Raw genomic sequence first — 18,113 nt, 5'->3', positions numbered from 1 at the left:
CCATGAACGAAGTCATTCGATTATCCGTTTTCGTTTATGCAGGATTTATTTATTCGTAAAACGATTCCGTTCGAAGTTTGCGTTCAGCGATATTCGTCGTAAGCGGCAAACGAGGCGTCTCCCGCCTGGAGCACGCCGTTTTCGTAGGTGTATGCGATCTTGAGATCGCCCACAAACTCCGCCGTGCCGACCTGCACGGCCGCCGTAGCGGTCAGCCGGCCGTCTTCGACCGCATAACGAAGCACGCTGCCGATTCCCGGCTTCACGTCGTTTCCCGGCCCGCTCCCGGTCAAACGGTCTTGAGCGATCGCCGTGCGGACGCCGTTCGCTTGGATCTCGACTCCCGCGTCCGTGCGGATGCCTTTGAACTGTTTGAGCATGGCGACGAGCGCGTCTTCCATCGGAATCCGGTTCCATTCGCCGTCGTAAACGACCGCTGCGTTCAGATAGACGCCCGTTCCGTAGCCCTGCTGGAGCAGTACGATCGTGTCGGGCGAACCGCCGCCCGTCAGATCGGCCGTTTTGAATTCCGGCTCATAGCTGCTGTCGGCTCCCAGCGTCTTTCCCGGCAGATAAACGTCCCGGTCCCGGCCGTGCAGCCGCAGTTCGTCCCACATTCCGTATTTCGTTTCCAGGGTTCCCGTGATCCAGAGCGAGCCGTCTTCGGATTTGGATACGACGCCGCTGCGTTCGTCCACATGCAGAACCCGGTCCTTTGCGTCGTAATCGACCCGCTGCGCAAACAGTTCTTCGGCCAGAGCGAGCGGGATCATCACCTGGCCTTCGACGACGACGGGGGAAGCTTCCGCGACCGTTTCGGTTCCGTTGCGGAACACTTTGATCGGGGAAGCCGCGGAAGCGGTCAGCGCGGCGGCGGCGACCGAAAGACAAACCAGGACGGAGGCGGCAAGGCGGCGTGTAGTTTTCATGGGTCAAAGTCCTCATTTCGTTCCCGTAGGAAATATATGGTGGAAAACGCCTGTCGCGAGTACCTTGTCAACACTAAAGGTGAGGTTACGCCCCCTGAAACGCACCTGAAGCGTGTGCGTTTCAGGCGAACGTAAACCTCTGATTAAGAGTTGACAAGGTACTTAGGCGTCTAAATTAGACGAAGGAAAAGGCAAACATGCAGAGAGCCGAACGTTCGGCTTATTGCAAGGTGGAAATCGTATCTTTTGTTTATGAGGAAGCGAATTTCCCGGCAGTCTTGCTCGGAAAAAGCCTCTATCTTCTAGCTTAAAACATCATAGCGTTTTTTCCAGGAAAAAAGTTGTAACCTTATATTACAGTTCCATGACAAAGACCCCTTTCCTGCCGAAAAGGGGTGAAAAACCTCAGCTTGTCGTGCTTTGTTCGATTAATGTTCGCTTTCAGGCGGCCGCGGCCACAGCAGGCGCCCGAAACCGAGTCCGGCCAGACCGAGCAGCAGCACGAACAGCCCGGCCAGGCCGAACACCGGGCCGGGCCCGAAGCGCTCCACCAGCAGGCCGCCCAGCAGGGGCGCGGCGATCATAACCGCGCTGAGCAGCGTGTTCTGGATACCGAATACGCGGCCCGTCATCCGCGGCGGCGTTTCTTTTTGCAAACCGTAATTGAGCGTAATCATGACCAGCCCGTTGCCGAAGCCGAGCAGCAGACCGGCGGCAAGAATCGCGCCGGGCCCGGTGCCGGCCGGCAGCAGGCCGAGCCAGCCGATCGACAGGCCGATCAGCGCATAGCCGATCCCGATCTTGACTCCGTATCCCGCTTTCTTCAATAAAGGTGCGCGGTTCAACGCGAACAGCGCGGCGATCGCGCTGAGGCCGGAGGCGGCCAGCAGCCAGCCGATCGCGCCTTCGCTCTCCGGCGCGAGGAAGCGGAACAAGCCGACGAACTGGTAATCGACCAGTTGGATGACCAGCATGCCGGCCAACGAGAACAGCAGCGTGCTCAGCAGCGGCCGGCTGCCGCGCACGAACGTCCAGCCTTCGCGCAGCAGCCGCGCGAAGCCGGGCCGCTCTTCGCCGGCTGCTTCGGCCGCCGCTTCGGGGCGGACCGAACGGCCGGCCGCAAGAGCCGCGGCATCCGCGGCGGCGCGGATCGAGCGCAGCAGGCCGTACGACGCGAAGCGCGCCGCCGCGTTCAGCAGCAGGCACGCCTGCGGCGAGAAAGCGGCCAGCACGGCCGCGCCGAGCAGCGGCCCGGCGATGCGCGAGAGCTGGCCGACGAGCCCGTTCAGCGAGGTGGCTTCGAGCAGCTGGTCTTCGCGCACGACGCGGCGCGTCTGGGCCTGCTGCGCGGGCATGTTGAACACGCCGAGCGCGGCGCGCAGCGCCAGGAGCGGGAGCAGCCAGTAAATGCCCGGCGCCAGCAGGATCAGCAGCGTAACGAACGCGGTCAGCAGATCGCAGATCCGCATCAGCTTCAGCCGGTCGAAGCGGTCGGCGGCCATTCCGGCCGCCGTGCCGAGCAGGATGCCGGGCACGGCCATGCAGACCGGCACCAGCGCGATCTGCATCGGGCTTGCGCCCCAGCGGTAAACGATCAGCACCTGAACGGCGATCGCGTCGAACCAGTCGCCGAGCACGGCCAGCGAATAAGCGGCGAACATCCGCGCGAAAACGCGGTTTTTGAGCAGCGCCGGGCGCCCGGAAGCGGGCGCCCGGGGAGCTTCGATCGAAGCGGGCATAACTCTTCATTCCTCTCGGATTGGGGTGATGATCCGAGTATGCCGCAGGAATGTCAGAGGAACATCAGAGGGCGCGAATCTTTCTCCGCTATGCAAAAAGACCCGGCCGCGGCGGCAATCGTCAGCGCCGGTCTTGCCCGTATTCCGTCGCGTCCAGGTACTTCTCGAGCACGCCCGTTACTTCCGGCAGCAGCCCCGCCAGTCCCAGGCGGTCGTATTCGCTCCGCAGGCGCTCGCGCAGCCGACGGTCCGCCCCCGTGCCGGGCAGATGCCGCCGCAGGACCAGCGAAGCGCCGCGCAGGGCGAGCAGCAGATTCGGCACGAAACCCGAGCGCTCCAGCGTGTCAATTCCTTCGCGCAGCCGCCGCTCCCCGGCTTCCGCCTCGCCGAGCATCAGCAGCCTGGCGCCTTCCAGCAGGCGAAACGTGCCCACTTCGCGCAGATACGGCTCGTCGTCCAGCATCTTCCGGATGCGCGCGGCCTGTTCGTCCGCCGCTTCCAAATTGCCGCTCAGCAAATACGCGTACAGCACCGTATTCTCCACCATAAGTTCAAATCCGCCCAGCCGCTGCGGCTCGGACGCGATAGAAGCGCGCGACCGCTCCAGCACGGCGAGCGCCAGATCCGGGCGTCCTTCGCCCACATAGACGGTCGCGATCGTCAGCATCTCCAGCTCCAGATGGTGATCGGGTGAGAGCGCGCCGAGCCGCAGCGCCCGTTCGCAAAGCGGCGCTTGCGCTTCGGGCGTATCCGTCAGCAAATAGATCAGCAGCAGCCAGTCGATCCGCTGCCGCAGCGGTACGTCTGCCGCGTCCAGAAACCAGCGGAAGTCGCCGCGGATAAACGGGATATAGGCGCGGTAATACTCGCTGACCTGAAAGCCCAGCGCCTGCTGCTGCCCGGCCAGCGCCAGCAGCGGTTTGCCTTCGCCCAGCCGATGGTAGCGCGAGAATACGCCGTGCATCGCCGCGCGCATGGCGGGATCTCCGCTCGAGAGGCCGGGTTCTTGCTCCGGCTCGATCACCAGGCAGTATCCGACGCCGCGGATCGTCTCGATGCGCGGACCGCCGGCCGCCGCTTTCAGCTTCTTGCGCAGCCGGTAGACATGGTCGTCCACCGTGCGGTCGACCGGGTACTCGCCCGGCCATACCCGGTCGAGCAGCCGCTCGCGGCTGAATACCCGGTTCGGATGACCGTACAGAAAGCGCAGCAGCGCGTATTCTTTCGCCAGCAGCGGCAGCCGGGCCCCGCCAAGCTCCGCCTGCAGCCGTTCGTCGTCGAACAGGATCGACGCCATCTTGCATGCCTCCTTTCCGCTTCCAGGCCGAAGCCGCCTTACGCTTCGCCTGTATTCTTGTACGGCCATTATACCGCAAGGCCGCTTGCTGCGCTTGTTGCGCTTGCTCCGCTTGTCGAGACGCTAACGGAACTGAGCGACGCTTAGAAGCGCAATTCCGCCTTTTCGAAATCCTAACGGAACGAGCAGCCGTTAACATTCCTTTTCCGCCGATTTCGGCGCTGCAAACGCCGATTTCCGGTATTTAACGGCGCCCGGTTCCGTTAGAGAATCGCATCGTCTCCGAGTCGGGCTTCTAACGGAATGACGTTCCGCCGGCGCGGTCCGGGGCGTCAGGGAATTTGCTCCGGTTCTTCGCGATCTGCCGCTCTGCGGATTCTCCAATTGGCCAGTCCGCCAACATAGTCGGTCCGCCCCTGCCTCCTCCCCTCCGCCCCGCATCAAAAAAAGCGCCCGGAGCGCCTTAACAGGCGCCTCCGAACGCTTTCTTTTTCATCCGTATCTTTCGTTTCGCAATGCTCTCGTCTCGACGTCGCCCCGCTCGGCCCGGTTTATTTCACCGCGCCCTGCGTCACGCCGTTGATGATCCATTTCTGCGCAAACAGGTAGATGATAATCATCGGCAGCATCGCCAGCAGGTAGGACGCGAACGCCAGGTTGAATTCGGTGTTGAATTGTCCCTGGAACACGTACTGCACCAGCGGCAGCGTATACTGGCTCTGGTCGCTGATGATGACGAGCGGAAGCAGGAAGTCGTTGTACGTCGACAAGCAGATCAGGATGCCCACCGTCGCGTTGATCGGGGCCATCAGCGGGAAAATGATCCGCCAGAACGTGCCCCAGGTGCCGGTGCCGTCCACCGTCGCCGCTTCTTCCAGGTCGATCGGGATGGAGCGGATATAGCCGACGTAGATAAACACGTTGAACGCCAGACCGTATACGGTATGCAGAATAATCAGGCCGATCAGATTGGTCATGCCGAGCGACGCCGTCAGCTTGACGATCGGCAGCATGATAATCGGAAACGGGATAAACATGGCGCTGATAAAGTAGAAATACAATCCTTTGAAAAACTTGCTGCGGCCCATATTGCGTGCGACCGCGTAAGCGACGAGCGAGTTGGACAGGATGGTCAGCACAACAGTCGAAACGGTGACGAACGCGCTGTTGCGCAGCGCCTGGAAGAAGTTCGTCAGCTCGATCGCCCGCGAGAAGTTCTCGAACCGCAGATGCGTCGGCAGGCCGAAGATGGAATTGAGCATGTCGTTCTGGTTTTTCAGCGCGATGGTGACGGCCATGTACAGCGGGAACAGGATGAAGATCGTGCCCAGCGCTATCAGAACCATCGCGAACCAGTTGGTGCGTTTGCCCGTTTTCATTACATATCCGTCTCCCTTCTTTGCAAGTATCGGATCTGCACGATCGAGATGACGGCGATGACGATAAAGTAGATGACGGAGTTCGCCGATTGATACGCGAATTCCCCGCCTTCGAAGCCGCCCGTGTAGATCAGGTGGGAGATCGACTGCGTGGCGCGTCCCGGACCGCCGTTGGTCAGCGCGACGATCAGGTCGAACACCATCAGCGCGTTCTTCATCGCCAGGACCATGTTAATGGTGAAAAACGGCGCGATGAGCGGGAACGTAATTTTCCAAAATTCCTGCCACTTGTTCGCGCCGTCCAGGCCCGATGCTTCGTACAGCTGCGTCGGAATGGTCTGCAAGCCGGACAGGTACAAAATGGTATTCAGCGCGATGCCCTGCCACACGGCGACGAACACGACGCCGACCCAGGCCAGCGTCTGGCTGCCGAGCAGGTTGGTGGACAACCAGCCCAGGCCCAGGTTCTCGCCCCAGACGGTGAACACGTTGGAGAACAGGTAGTTGAATATGTAGCCGACGATCAGGACGCTCAGGATGTTCGGCAGGAAGTACACGCCGCGGAAAAAGTTCCGCGCTTTGATGCTGGCGTTCAGTCCCATTGCGATCAGCAGGCTGAGCACGTTGATGATAACGGTGACGACGACGGCGAATTTAAACGTGAACCAGTAGGCGTTGCCCACGTTGTCGTCCTGGAACAGATAGTAGTAGTTTTTGAAGCCGACGAACTCGTACGTTTTGGCGAATCCGTTCCAGTTGGTGAAGGAGTAGAACACCCCTTGCAGCGCGGGAAACGTATGGAAAACGAAAAACAGCAGCAGTGCCGGCACGGTCATCCAGTAGAAAGCGGCTTTTCTTTTTGCCATCGTGGGTCCTCCTTTTTCTCGGCGGGCTGGGCGGGCTGTGGTGCGGTTGGGCGCAGGGCGGTCCTGGGTGCTTAAGGAGGCGCTGCGGGCGGGGAATCCCTGCAATCGCTGTCTCGGTCCGATTTTTCGATTGAAATTTTATAAGGTGAAAATCGGACCTCAAAGGCGACCGCTTCGCTTTTCCGGGATTTCCCCGCCCTCCGCCGCCAGACGCGCCGAGTTACTTTTTTGTGTTAAGGGCGGAACTGCCGTCGGCCCTGTTGCGGGGCCGACGGGTGGGACTGTGTGCTCATGCGTGCATGTTGGAGATGGATGCGGGATGCAGGCACGAAATGCGCAGCGGTCCGCTGCGCGGCGCGGCTCGCCTGTCGGGGCGAGCGGAGCGGCTGCGCCGCTGCGGGAAATGTCGGCGGCTGCGGCCTGGACTTTTCCCACGGGACACCGGGCGGCTGCGCCGCTGCGGGCGGGAAAGCGTCGGAGGCTTCGCACCGACTGTTCCCACGGGACACCGGGTGGCTGCGCCGCTGCGGGCGGGAAAGCGTCGGAGGCTTCGCACCGACTGTTCCCGCGGGACACCGGGCGGCTGCGCCGCTGCGGGCGGGAAAGCGTCGGAGGCTTCGCACCGACTGTTCCCGCGGGACGCCGGGCGGCTGCGCCGCTGCGGCATGAAGGCCGGCTCCCGCGCAAATGCTGACTTTAAGTGCGCATTTGGCCTCTTCACGGCCGGCGGCGTATCGAATGCTGACTTTTGGTACGCATTTGAGGCGATTTTTGCTGCCCATCGGCGAAAAAGACGTCAAATGCTGCCTTCAAGGCAGCATTCGCTTTTCAACAGCCGTTTTGCGCGCCGAATGTTGACTTTCGGTGCGCATTTTATTTGGCGCGCTCGATCCGTTCGGTCCGTTCGATCCGCCCGGTTTACGATCTCCGGTTGGCGACTTTGGTCCATTCGCTGTCGAGGCGCTTCAGGAACGCGTCGACGTCGCCGCCCTGCAGGAAGCCCTGCACCATGGAGTTGAGCTGGACGGCGGCGGGGATGTAGTGGTCGGCGAAGTCGACCAGGCGGCCGGATTCGAAGTACGGCTGAAGCTCGGTCACGGCCGGGTCGTCCTGGTCGATGCCTTCGACGGCGGAGAAAGCGGTTTGTTCTTTGATATACTGCGAGATCTGTTCGTCCGCCAGCAGGAACTCGACGAATTTCAGCGACTCCGCGCGGTGAGGCGTATTTTCGGACACCGCGAGCAGCGTATCGACGCCGGAAACGAGTTTGTTGGCTTCGGCGTCGTCGCCGGTCGGGGTCGCGAAGAAGCCCAGGTCGATATCGGCGTTGGCTTTGCGGATCTCCGGGATGGCCCAGCTGCCCTGGATATACATCGCGGCTTCGCCATTGGCGAAAGCGCGGTTGCCGTCGGCGTAGGTGCGGCCGAAGTTGTCGTTGGTGCCGAACGGCAGCACGGCCAGCGCTTTCTCGGCGACTTCGCGCATGACCGGGTCCTGGAAGCTGACTTTGTCGTCGCGGCGCTCCAGGAAGAAGTCGATGCCCGCGATATTCGGCGCCAGGGCGTTGAACAGCAGGTTCGACGTCCAGTCGTCTTTGTAAGTCAGGTAGAACGGCGTGATTCCGGCGTCTTTGATCTTCTGCGCGGTATCGAGCAGCTCGTCCCAGGTCTTGGGTACTTCAAGATTCAGCTTTTTGAAAATGGCCCGGTTGTACATAATGCCGTCGGCGTTGGCCGCATACGGAATGCCGGTGATTTCTTTCCGGCCGGTCAGGTCCGTCAGCATCTGCATGTAGCGCGGATTGATCCGGTCGAGCAGAGGTTCCCCGGTCAGGTCGGCGAAAATATCGCTTTGTCCCAGCACGGAATACGTGTCGGTCGCGCCCATGCCGATCACGTCGGGCACGTCTTCTTTGACGACGCGCGTCATAAGCACCGTTTCGGCGTCCGGCGGATTGCTCTGCGTCACGACGATATCGGGATTTTCTTGATTGAATTTGTCGATCAGCCGGTTGAACGATTCTTTGGCTTCCGGCTTGTTCTGGAAAAATTCGATATGTACTTTGCCGTCGGCCGACTGCCCGTTTCCGCAGGCCGTCAGCGCCAGCAGCATGCTCAGCAGGCACGCCGCTCCCAGCAGTCTGCTCCATTTTGCCATGTGATGCGCCTCCCCGCAGTTTATAAGGTCTGTTGTGTACGGACGACGAAAATAGAGACGCGAATCGGCCCGTGTCCCCGATGCGTCCGCCGCTTGCCTGTCCGCTTAACAATACCCGGGAAAAGGCCGCGGCGAATCTCGGTTGTAAACCGCTTTCGGGAAAAGGGACGCAAAAAAGCCCGGCGGGACGCCGGGCAAGGCGAAGCGAAAAAATTTAAAACTGTCCCGCCGCGGCGGACAAGTCAGAAGTTCAGCGGGACGTTCTTTTTCACATAATTCTCCACTTGAGCAGTCTGCTTGTCGCCGGTTTTCTCCAGCAGGTCCAACAGGCCTTTCATATGGGTCAGCACGCCGCTGGCTTTGATCTCCGCGTCGCTTTTGCCGTCGAGCAGCTTTTTGTAAGCGGCTTTCGCCTGCGGATCGACTTTCTTTGTGGTGTACTCGAACAGCGGCGTGTTGTCGAGACCGTAGAAAACCATCATCTTGGAACCTTCGAACAGCCGCTTCACGTCTTCGATCCGGTTCGACGTCTTGTGCCTGGCGATAAACGCTTCCCGGTCCAGCGCCCGCTTCGCCGCTTCGTCCCAACTGATAATCAGCCCCGCGTCGGCCGCAGACGGCTGCTCCGATTCCGCGGATTGCAGATCGATATACGCAGCGATATCGTCTTTGACGCGCGTTTTGAACTGGCGGTAATCTTTGTAATCGATAATCGGATAGAATATGCCTTCCGTCGTTTCCAGCTTGTAATGAATCGCCTGCATGTCCTGGAGAACGACGGCCGCTTCGGTACCCGATACTTTGCCGAGCACCTGGTTCAGCGTCATACCCGGCTCGTACACCGATATGATTTTGTCCTGGACCTTTTCTTCCCAGAGGCGGTCCGTCATTTTATTCAAATAAGCGTTCTGCGCGTTCTCCAGCTTCAGCACGGCGAGCGTCGCCTGATGCCCGGTAAACGTCTTGGCGTGGTTGACCAGCACGGCGCGCGCCAGCGACAGCGACGAAGGCGACGGCGCCCGGCTCACATAATCGTTGAAACGGTCGTACGCGTTCGATTGGCCCGAGGCCGCCGCGGCCGACACGCTTTGCGTCGCGGCGGGGCCGGTCCCCGCAAGTCCGAAGCCGGTAAAAGCGACGGCGAGACTCAGGCCCAGCAGGGTCGTTTTGCTCCAGGGTTGTCCGTTCATATCTTTTCCCTCCCGTAGATAAGAGGGCGTTCCCGCGAGGGGGCCGCCCGTTAATATGGACGTTCACGGTTATAGACGTTCCGACGCTCCGATAAAGTTGCGCTTCGAAGCGCTTTCTTCTTTGTTACCCGATATTCGGTTGTTTAATATAAACCCTTGCGATATCCGCCCTCCGAATATTCGACGCGGCGGCCGCGCGGACGCTTGTCCGTCCCCGTTTTCGGCCCGTCTTCCCGGAAAGGGGAGCGGAGAAAGTTTATGTATTTTTAAATTGTGCGCGATTCAAGTCGGGTTTTCGGGTAATAAATAAGCGTTCGGCCGACGGCCTTCGCCGCGGAGTCCTTCCCCCGATTCCGGCGGCGCGGCAGCGGCCCTTGATCGAACGTATGCGGAAATATCGGAAACACGCGGCTCGGTCCAATCCGGCCGCCGCAATAAATAAGTACCGGGTATCCAACACACATCGAGGAGGAATTTCAGTCATGGGAAAATACGTTGAAGTAGAACCGGGAGTTAATGTTTACGTCGAAGATGTCGGCCAGGGGCGGCCGGTGGTATTCCTGCACGGATGGCCGCTCGACTCGCGGATGTTCGAATATCAGTACATGCGCCTTCCGGCGCTGGGCTTCCGCTGCATCGGCATCGACGCCCGCGGTTTCGGCAAATCCGACGCGCCGTGGGAAGGCTACAACTACGACCGCTACGCCGACGACGTTCGCGCCGTTATCGACGCGCTGGGCGTGCAGGACGCGGTGCTGGTCGGCTTCTCGATGGGCGGCGCCACGGCGGTGCGCTACGCGGCCCGCCACCAGGGACACGGCATCTCGAAGCTGCTGCTGATCGGCGCGGCCGCTCCGAGCTTCACGGTGCGCGACGGCGTGCCGGACGCGATGACGCCGGAAGAAATCAACGAGCAGATCATCCAGCCGACGCTGGAAGACCGTCCGAAGATGATTACGGCGTTCGGCAAAAAGCTGACGCACAAAACGCCTAGCGTCTCATCGTTCGCCTGGGTCGAAATGGTGGCCTTCCAGGCTTCCGCGGTCGGTACGCTGCGCGCCGCCGAAATGCTGCGCGACGAAGACCTGCGCGGCGATCTGGCCCAGATCACCGTTCCGACGGCGATCTTCCACGGCGAGAAAGACAAGATCTGTCCGTTCGGCCTGGCCCAGGCCATGAACGCCGGCATCGCGACTTCGCACGTCGTCCCGTTCGAGAAAAGCGGACACGCCGTCATGATGGACGAGCCGGAGCGCTTCAACGAAGAAATTCTGGCGTTCCTGCGTTAAGTCCCGCACGATAAGCGGATACGCGCAAACCCGCGCCGCATCAAGCCTTTTCGCTTGTCCGGAAAGCAGAAAGACCGCCCTATCCGCTTGCCGGAGAGGGCGGTTTTTGTTTTTTGGCGACGATTGGCGCTCGTTCAGTGCACGATCCAGGCCGCCGCCGCGACGACCAGTACGCGCACGCCGGTCAGCAGCACGAAATTTTTGACCGACAGGATAAACGTGCGGCGCTTGGACGGGTCCGCGGCGAACGCGCGGATATGGCGCGTGAGCGGAATCAGCGTGGCGAGAACCGGCAGGATCAGCAGCGGATGCACGCCAAGCCACAGCAGGACGAAGATATCCAGATAAGAAACGTAGTAGATCGCCCGGAACAGCCGGATCGCGTTGCTGCGGCCGATATAAACGGGCAGCGTATAACGGCTGTTCTCGACATCTTCCTCCATATCGCAAATATTGTTGGCGAGCATGATATTGGCGATACTTGCGACCGCGGGCAGCGAGACGAGCAGCAGCAGCGCCGCTTCGAGCAGGTTCACATGGATTTCGATCGAGCCGCCGATATAAGACAATGAGGCGATGCGGTCGGGCGCGACCTGGATATAAGCCGATACGAAGGTGATGACGAAGCCCATAAACAGGCCCGAGAACAGTTCGCCGAGCGGCATCCGCGAGATGGGCACGGGACCGAACGAATACAGGATGCCCACGCCGAACGAAAGAAAGCCGAGCAGCAGCACGAGCAGTCCCGCTTCCCGCACAAGCAGGATGCCGGCGGTCACCGCCGCGGCGAACAGCACCGCGATCAGCGCCAGCACCAGCCAGGGGTTAAGCTTGTGTTTGACGATGGCGTTGTGCTCCTCGTAGCCGTATCCGTGGGTGCGCACGGCTTTGCGATAATCGTAAAAGTTGTTCATCGTCGTCACGACCAGGTCGAACGACAGCAGCGAGACCAGCATCAGCGCAAAATGCAGCGGGCGGAATTCGCCGAATCGCAGCAGCGCGTAAACGGTGCCGAGCGTAAAAGGCAGCATGCTCGCCACTTTGGTGCGGATCTCCACCAGATCGAGGAAGCTTCGAACAGTCAGCATAAGGTCTCCTTTCCGGGTCCGGCCGCGCGTTCGCTTCCGGACGATTATTCCGATTTCCCATCTTAGCACGGAGCCGGGCGCTTCGTCACCGGGTAGACACCGAATCCGCCTTTACTTTGGCACAGGCCGGTAATACAATGAATCGGACATCCCATCTCTGACAACGCGAGGAAGAACCCTTATGTTTAAACCTATAAAAAGCCGCAATCCGCTGCTTCGGCTCAATCCGCCGCAGGTGCTGGCCGCCGGCTTCCTGGTGATGATCCTGGTCGGTTCGGGACTGCTGTCCCTGCCCGCCGCTTCGGCGTCCGGACATTCCATGTCCTACCCCGACGCGCTGTTTATGTCCGCTTCGGCCACCTGCGTCACCGGTTTGTCCGTGCTGAATCCCGGCGTCGACCTGACCGTGTTCGGCCAACTCGTCTTGATCGGGCTGGTCCAGCTCGGCGGACTCGGCTTCATGACCGTGGCGACGCTGATCGCGCTCGTGTTCCGCCGCCGCATCACGTTTCGCGAGCGGCTGATCCTCCAGGAAACGCTGAGCCAGAGTTCGACCGAAGGCATCGTCCGGCTGATCCGCAAAGTGCTGCTGTATGCGCTCGTGATCGAAACCGCGGGCGCGCTCATGCTTTTTGTCCGGTTCGCTTTCGAAATGCCGGTCGGGCAGGCGGCTTACTTCGGCGCTTACCACAGCATTTCCATTTTTAACAATGCGGGCTTCGATTTGTTCGGCGCGATCGAGGGACAGGCGAGCAGCCTGATCCACTATGTGGACGACCCGTTCGTCAACCTGATCGCCATGCCGCTGATCCTGCTGGGCGGCATCGGTTTTATCGTGATCGCCGACCTGCTGGACTTTCCGCGCAAACGCCAGCTTTCCCTGCACAGCAAAGTCGTTCTGTCGATGACCGTCCTGCTGGTGGTCGTCGGGGCGATCGTTATTTTTATTTTCGAGTTTTCCAATCCGGCCACGCTGAAACCGCTGGATTTCTCCGGCAAATTCTTCGCGTCGGTATTCCAGTCGGTCACGTCGCGCTCCGCCGGCATGATGACGCTCGACGTGGGGGCGATGCGCCAGGCGACGCAGTTCTTTATCGTCATTATGATGTTTATCGGCGCGGCGCCGGGCTCGGCGGGCGGCGGCATCAAAGTCACGACTTTCGCGATCCTGATCGGAGCGGTCGTATCGATGATCCGCGGCAGACAGGATATCGTGTTCTTCCGTTACCGGATCGGGCAGGACCGCGTTTATAAAGCGATCACGTTCTCGCTGCTGTCCTTCCTGCTGATCGTCGTCGCGGCCATGATTCTGTCGGTCACCGAACATTACTCGTTTCTGGGCATCCTGTTCGAAACGACTTCCGCTTACGCGACGGCGGGCATCTCGATGGGACTGACGTCGGAACTGACGCCGTTCGGCCAGATCCTGATCACCGCCTTGATGTTCGTCGGCCGCCTCGGTCCGATCACGCTGGCTTTTACACTGACGCCGAAAATGGACAACGAACCGTTCCGCTATCCGGAAGGCAAGATCACGATCGGGTAACAGGCCGGGAACCGATACGTTTACTTGAACACGCTTATGCAAAGAAAGGAGGAACACAAGATGGGCCGCAAACGAAGCAAACAAAGTCGCGCGGCCGCAGCGGATCTTCCGGCGAACCCGCCGCAGGATTCCGCGCGGACGAATGAGCAGCAAACGGAGACGACGCGGACCGAAGAACGAGAACCGATCGAGCCGGCGGCTGCCGGCGAACGCGAGGGTTCTGCCGAAGGCGCGAAGCCCAAAGCCGCCCGGCGGCGCAGACGCGGCAAGCGCGGAAGCGCCAAATCGGCGGGTTCCGCCGCAGGCGCGGCGGGCGAAGCGAACGCGGCAGGCGCGGAAGAAGAAGCGGAGGGCTTCGCGCCGTCCGGAACGCGGCAGGGCGATACAGGCGGCGAAGCGATTCCAGGCGGGCCGCGATCCGAAGAAGCGGCGGCCGCGCAGCCGGCCGGCCCGCGCAAACGGAGCCGCGGCAAGCGCGGACGCGGCGGCAGGGCCGCCCAGGGCGCGGTCAAAGCGCCGGGGAGCGTGATCGGCGGAGCCGGCGGCGCGGCGGCGGAACCGCGCGGGAGCGAAGCGTATACGGCCGAGGCGCTTGAGGACCAAGCGGCGCTGGACGCGGAAGTCTATATGAAAGCCGGACGGACGGCGGAAAGTCAAGAAGCCGCGCCGCTCGGCGCAGGCGAACGGCGCCGGGGGGAGCGGGAAGGCCCCGGCGAAGAAAGTACGGGGACTTCCGGCGGCGCAGATGCGGCAGAGGTCGGACGCGAAGACGGAATGCCGGCGGCGCAGGATGAAGCCGCTGCCGGTTTGGACACGCCCGGCGCGGCTGCCGGGGCGCCGGGCGAAGCGCCCGCCGGCCGCAAACGCGGCCGGCGGCGCAAGAAAAAGCCGCAGGGCGCGGTCTCCGTCGCGACCGGAGCCGCTGACGCGCCGGCTCCGCCTGTGCCGGCGGACGAGGCCGGAAGCTCGCGCGAGGCTGCCGCGAGCAAAGCCGGCAGCCTGCGCGAAGCGGCTGCCGCGGAAGCGCCGCCCGCCGGGCGCAGCGCGGGCGAGCCGGGGCCGGACGCCGCTGCCCGCGGCGGCGTCAAGGTCTGCCAGTACTGCGGCGAAGCGAAGCCGCTGACGGACTTTCTGCGCCGGACGGGCAAGAAGTCCGGCGCGGAGTCGCGGCGCGGAGCCTGCCGCGACTGCCGCAAGCAGCGGCGCGGGGCGGCCGGGGACGGCCCGGACGCCGCCGGGGCGCCGCCTGCGGGCGGGCGGCCTCCGGCGCTTTCGCCGGAGGCCGAGGCCGTCGAACCGGCGGCGCCCAAGCGGCGGGTCAGACGGCCGCCGCCCGAGCCGCCGGCGTCGGCGCTGCTTGCGCCGACGCGCGAAGCGGAGCTGAAGCCCACGCGACAGGGAACGATCCGCATGCGCGGACGCACGGACAAAGGCCGGCGCTGGCAGCAGGATACCGATCTGGAGATGGCGCGCTGCCTGGTGCGCGAACACGCGGCGGTCGTGGTGAACCGCTTTACGATCCGGCGCCTGTATACAAATCGTTCGTTCCGGCGCTATATCCTGGAGCGCGACCGGTATACCTGCCACTTCTGCGGCGAATACGGCGATACGATCGACCATCTGCTGCCGCGCGCCAAAGGCGGCCATACGACGCCGCTGAACTGCGTCTGCGCCTGCATGCTCTGCAACCAGAACAAAGCGGACCGCGACCTCGACGAATTCATGGAGGACGCCGAACCGTTCCCGCCGGACGCGGAAGACGCGCAGGCCGGCAATCCGGCCGGACACGCCGCGCCTTAGCGCGCCTGCGATGCGCGTCCGCGCCATCCCGACGCCCGACCCGGACATCTCGCGGCCGAAACGGGCACAAACAGAAGCCGCTGAACGGCCGGCAGCGATCGGCGCATGCCCGAACCCGAGCGGCTTTTAACACGCCCGGACTCTTTTGCACCCCGCTTCATCAAAAAAGGACCGTCGCCTTCCCGCTCTCGCGGCTCTCGGCACGGTCCTTTTTTTGCACGGTCTTCTTTTTGCACGGCCATCCATTCTGCTTATAAATAACGGCGTATATGCACTTATTTTCGATGCATTTCCGCTTTTCGAACAAACAGCTGCGCACGTACATCTAATTCATCGCTTCGGCGTCTTTATGGAGCTTTTTCCGCAAAATAAGTGTACGTGTGCGCTTATTTTAAAATAAAGCCGCAGTTTGAACGAAATAGATGTACCTGCGCGCTTATTTCAAAAAACGATGCGGCGGCCTATATCGGAACTGCGCTGCCCGCGCCCGCCAAATATCACGGCGAGACTTTTGGCGGCCGCGGAGCCGGGCAGGATTCGCTGCGGATTTCCGCCTTTTCGCGCGATCGACCCTTTGAATTCCGCCTTTCACTTCGCGTGCTGGTCGGCGGGCAGATTGCAGGCGGTTCGCAGCGCGTACAGCAAACTGCTCTGTCGGACCGGCTTGGTCAGCGTGAGGGCGGAGGAGCGGCCTCGTCTGGAGGTGCTTTCCGTGTGCGTGAACGGCAGCAGCAGAAGCAGCGGCGCCGGTTCCCGGCCGGCCTCCCCCGTCCGCGCAAGCCGCGACGCTTCTTCCTCGATGTCCCATTCGCTCAGTACGAGATCGAACGGCTTCCGCCGGACGATCGCGTCGATCGCTTCCGCGCCGCTGGATACCGCCTGGACTTCAAGCCCCCAGCGCTCGGTCAGCAGAGACAGCGCGCGGCGCGTGCCGGGACCGCCCGCGGCAATCAGCAGGCGTTTGCCGCGCAGCTCGGTTTCGGGCGTTCCGGACGTTCCGCCGGTTTTCGCTTCCCGCCCGATCTTCAGCGGCAGCACGAACGTCATTCTCGTCCCCTGTCCTTTGCGGCCTTCCGCCCAGATCCGGCCGCCCATCAGATCGACCAGCTTCTTGCTGATCGACAGGCCCAGGCCGGTGCCGCCGTAATCGCCTTCTTCCGGCCGATGCACCTGAGAGTAGTCGCGAAACAGCTGCTTGATGCCCGCTTCGGACAAGCCGATGCCGGTATCGCTGACGCGGAATTCGATCCAGGCCCGGTCGGGCTCGTCGCCTTCGAGCCGCCGCGCGGCGATCCGCACTTCGCCGGCGGCCGTAAATTTGATCGCGTTGCTGACCAGATTGCCGAGCACCTGACGGATCTTGCGCACGTCGCCGATCAGGGTCAATTCGGGATCGAGATCCAGGTTCAGCGTCAATTCGAGCTCGGGCCGCTGCGCCGCTTTGGCCGCGAATTGGTAGGCGGTATCTTCGAGCGCCCCGATCAGATCCATCGGCTCGGGTTCCAGCTTGACCTGGCGGGCTTCCAGTTTGCCGTAATCGAGAATGCTGCCGACCAGCTCCAGCATGGACTGCTGGCTGTCCTCGATAATTTGCAGGTAATTCCGCTGCTCGTCGTTCAGCTCGGTTTCTTTGAGCAGCTGCGACATGGCGACGATGCCGTTCATCGGCGTCCGGATCTCGTGCCCCATCATCGCCAGCAGCTCGCCCGTATTCTGCGCTGCCAGCTGCGCGTTCTTGCGGCTCTGGAGCAGGACTTCCTCGCGTTTGCGGATCGATTCGCGATGCTCGGATTCCACCAGACTCGCGAACAGGGAAGCCGCACGTTCCAGCGCGGTTCGCTCCGCCTCGCCGAAAGGCTTCCCGGCGCGCAGAGCGCCCAGGACGCCGTGCTGCCTGCCGCAGGTAAAAGGCAGTTCGACGGTTATCAGGCGGCTTTCTGCGCTTTCGGACGGCAGCCTGAGCGCCCGCCCGCTGCGTATGCCCTCCCGTTCTTCGCCCCACGAAACCAGCGTGTACCGTTCCGTTTCCGTCTGTTTGGCGACGAAAAGCGTTTCCGCATTCACGGCCGCCGCTGCCAGAGCCAGCAGTTCTTTGGCCGTCGGAGGCAGCTTGGACAAGCAAACATTCACATGTTCGGAGTATTCCATTGTGCTTTCACCTGCTTTCAGCGGAAATGGGATGATTCAAGACGCCCGTTCCAATCGAACGGAAGCAAACACGGGCGGAAAGGCAATCGAATAGCCGTTTGCCGGTTCGATCTGCCGGGGCGGTCGCATGGATGAAAAGGAAAAGCGGGGGAACTGAAGCAAACAAGCAAAGCCGGGCGAATCGGGACGGGCGTCGAATCGGTCATCCGGATCGCTGCGCGGCCAAGAACGTTCCGCGCGCGGATGTCATGTTCCCGGACGGTGTCCGCTTACGGCCGCGGGCCGTGCGGAACGGTCGAGCCGATCGGCGGCTTTCCCGGCCGTCTACTTCCGATTAGGCATGTTCCAAGTACCATGACCGCTTGAGAGGTTGGGTTACGCCCATCGAAAACCCGCTTGAACCGTGTGCGTTTCCGATGAACGTAAACCTGTGATTAAGAGTTGAAAGGGTACTAGTGATGATGGTTGTCCGCTGCCGGCAAAAAGCTTTTGAATTTCGCCGACCGTAATGTTTGCAATCATTATACCACCAACCCGGGGGGCTCCGTCCAATCAAAACAATTGATCGTCCTAAACACGCGTGTAAATAAAGCGCTTTCCGTTTGAAAAATCCCCTGCCGGGGTAAGTAATACATAGCTTCACAACAAAAGAATTTATCCCTTAGCTACGAAGGAGCTGTTTAGA

13 protein-coding genes are annotated in these 18,113 nt (G+C 61.7%); 4 read left to right on the top strand and 9 right to left on the bottom strand.

Annotated elements, in window-relative coordinates; genetic code table 11:
• Positions 1 to 83: 83 nt before the first annotated feature.
• From QWJ34_RS09985 to QWJ34_RS09965, 5 genes are all read right to left on the bottom strand, one after another.
• Positions 84 to 929, bottom strand: coding sequence for a stalk domain-containing protein (locus tag QWJ34_RS09985; protein WP_302727417.1), 846 nt, complete (start codon positions 927 to 929; stop codon positions 84 to 86).
• Between the two features lie 428 nt (positions 930 to 1,357).
• Complete coding sequence (locus tag QWJ34_RS09980) at positions 1,358 to 2,668, bottom strand: MFS transporter (protein WP_302727415.1); 1,311 nt, start codon at positions 2,666 to 2,668, stop codon at positions 1,358 to 1,360.
• 121 nt (positions 2,669 to 2,789) lie between these two features.
• Positions 2,790 to 3,965, bottom strand: a complete 1,176-nt coding sequence (locus QWJ34_RS09975; protein WP_302727413.1) for a winged helix-turn-helix domain-containing protein — start codon at positions 3,963 to 3,965, stop codon at positions 2,790 to 2,792.
• Positions 3,966 to 4,516: 551 nt separating this feature from the next.
• Positions 4,517 to 5,344: a carbohydrate ABC transporter permease gene (locus QWJ34_RS09970; protein WP_302727411.1), complete on the bottom strand. Its 828-nt coding sequence runs from the start codon at positions 5,342 to 5,344 to the stop codon at positions 4,517 to 4,519.
• Complete coding sequence (locus QWJ34_RS09965) at positions 5,344 to 6,210, bottom strand: carbohydrate ABC transporter permease (RefSeq protein WP_302727410.1); 867 nt, start codon at positions 6,208 to 6,210, stop codon at positions 5,344 to 5,346. The genes QWJ34_RS09970 and QWJ34_RS09965 overlap by 1 nt, the downstream gene beginning before the upstream one ends.
• A 319-nt stretch (positions 6,211 to 6,529) precedes the next feature.
• Here QWJ34_RS09965 and QWJ34_RS09960 point away from each other — a divergent pair, with 319 nt between their 5' ends.
• Positions 6,530 to 6,904, top strand: coding sequence for a hypothetical protein (locus QWJ34_RS09960; protein ID WP_302727408.1), 375 nt, complete (start codon positions 6,530 to 6,532; stop codon positions 6,902 to 6,904).
• A 224-nt stretch (positions 6,905 to 7,128) separates the two neighbouring features.
• On the opposite strand, the gene QWJ34_RS09955 is transcribed toward QWJ34_RS09960, so the two are convergent.
• Together QWJ34_RS09955 and QWJ34_RS09950 are read right to left on the bottom strand one after the other, a co-directional pair.
• Positions 7,129 to 8,367 carry an ABC transporter substrate-binding protein gene (locus tag QWJ34_RS09955; protein WP_302727406.1) on the bottom strand — a complete coding sequence of 413 codons (1,239 nt, stop codon included), beginning with the start codon at positions 8,365 to 8,367 and terminating at the stop codon, positions 7,129 to 7,131.
• Between the two features lie 242 nt (positions 8,368 to 8,609).
• Positions 8,610 to 9,557, bottom strand: coding sequence for a hypothetical protein (locus QWJ34_RS09950; RefSeq protein ID WP_302727404.1), 948 nt, complete (start codon positions 9,555 to 9,557; stop codon positions 8,610 to 8,612).
• A 482-nt stretch (positions 9,558 to 10,039) separates the two neighbouring features.
• On the opposite strand from QWJ34_RS09950, the gene QWJ34_RS09945 reads away from it, so the two are divergent.
• Positions 10,040 to 10,846, top strand: coding sequence for an alpha/beta fold hydrolase (locus tag QWJ34_RS09945; protein ID WP_302727402.1), 807 nt, complete (start codon positions 10,040 to 10,042; stop codon positions 10,844 to 10,846).
• A 134-nt stretch (positions 10,847 to 10,980) separates the two neighbouring features.
• Here QWJ34_RS09945 and QWJ34_RS09940 read toward each other — a convergent pair whose 3' ends face one another.
• Positions 10,981 to 11,931 carry a 1,4-dihydroxy-2-naphthoate polyprenyltransferase gene (locus QWJ34_RS09940; protein WP_302727506.1) on the bottom strand — a complete coding sequence of 317 codons (951 nt, stop codon included), beginning with the start codon at positions 11,929 to 11,931 and terminating at the stop codon, positions 10,981 to 10,983.
• Between the two features lie 184 nt (positions 11,932 to 12,115).
• Between QWJ34_RS09940 and QWJ34_RS09935 the strand changes: the two genes are divergently transcribed.
• Positions 12,116 to 13,480: a TrkH family potassium uptake protein gene (locus QWJ34_RS09935; RefSeq protein ID WP_302727401.1), complete on the top strand. Its 1,365-nt coding sequence runs from the start codon at positions 12,116 to 12,118 to the stop codon at positions 13,478 to 13,480.
• A gap of 60 nt (positions 13,481 to 13,540) precedes the next feature.
• Positions 13,541 to 15,280 (top strand): HNH endonuclease, encoded by a 1,740-nt coding sequence (locus QWJ34_RS09930; protein ID WP_302727399.1) that lies wholly within the window; start codon positions 13,541 to 13,543, stop codon positions 15,278 to 15,280.
• Between the two features lie 588 nt (positions 15,281 to 15,868).
• Here the strand turns inward: QWJ34_RS09930 and QWJ34_RS09925 are convergent.
• Complete coding sequence (locus tag QWJ34_RS09925) at positions 15,869 to 17,428, bottom strand: ATP-binding response regulator (protein WP_302727397.1); 1,560 nt, start codon at positions 17,426 to 17,428, stop codon at positions 15,869 to 15,871.
• Positions 17,429 to 18,113: the final 685 nt, after the last annotated feature.

The sequence above is a fragment of the Saccharibacillus sp. CPCC 101409 genome, assembly GCF_030518235.1.
Lineage (GTDB): Bacteria > Bacillota > Bacilli > Paenibacillales > Paenibacillaceae > Saccharibacillus.
Note: the sequence above shows the minus strand (reverse complement) of the source record. Positions and strands in the feature narration are given on the sequence as shown.

Coding starts and splice junctions, on each gene's coding strand:
- QWJ34_RS09985 (WP_302727417.1), bottom strand. CDS start 929: ATGAAAACTACACGCCGCCTTGCCGCCTCCGTCCTGGTTTGTCTTTCG.
- QWJ34_RS09980 (WP_302727415.1), bottom strand. CDS start 2,668: ATGCCCGCTTCGATCGAAGCTCCCCGGGCGCCCGCTTCCGGGCGCCCG.
- QWJ34_RS09975 (WP_302727413.1), bottom strand. CDS start 3,965: ATGGCGTCGATCCTGTTCGACGACGAACGGCTGCAGGCGGAGCTTGGC.
- QWJ34_RS09970 (WP_302727411.1), bottom strand. CDS start 5,344: ATGAAAACGGGCAAACGCACCAACTGGTTCGCGATGGTTCTGATAGCG.
- QWJ34_RS09965 (WP_302727410.1), bottom strand. CDS start 6,210: ATGGCAAAAAGAAAAGCCGCTTTCTACTGGATGACCGTGCCGGCACTG.
- QWJ34_RS09960 (WP_302727408.1), top strand. CDS start 6,530: ATGCAGGCACGAAATGCGCAGCGGTCCGCTGCGCGGCGCGGCTCGCCT.
- QWJ34_RS09955 (WP_302727406.1), bottom strand. CDS start 8,367: ATGGCAAAATGGAGCAGACTGCTGGGAGCGGCGTGCCTGCTGAGCATG.
- QWJ34_RS09950 (WP_302727404.1), bottom strand. CDS start 9,557: ATGAACGGACAACCCTGGAGCAAAACGACCCTGCTGGGCCTGAGTCTC.
- QWJ34_RS09945 (WP_302727402.1), top strand. CDS start 10,040: ATGGGAAAATACGTTGAAGTAGAACCGGGAGTTAATGTTTACGTCGAA.
- QWJ34_RS09935 (WP_302727401.1), top strand. CDS start 12,116: ATGTTTAAACCTATAAAAAGCCGCAATCCGCTGCTTCGGCTCAATCCG.
- QWJ34_RS09930 (WP_302727399.1), top strand. CDS start 13,541: ATGGGCCGCAAACGAAGCAAACAAAGTCGCGCGGCCGCAGCGGATCTT.
- QWJ34_RS09925 (WP_302727397.1), bottom strand. CDS start 17,428: ATGGAATACTCCGAACATGTGAATGTTTGCTTGTCCAAGCTGCCTCCG.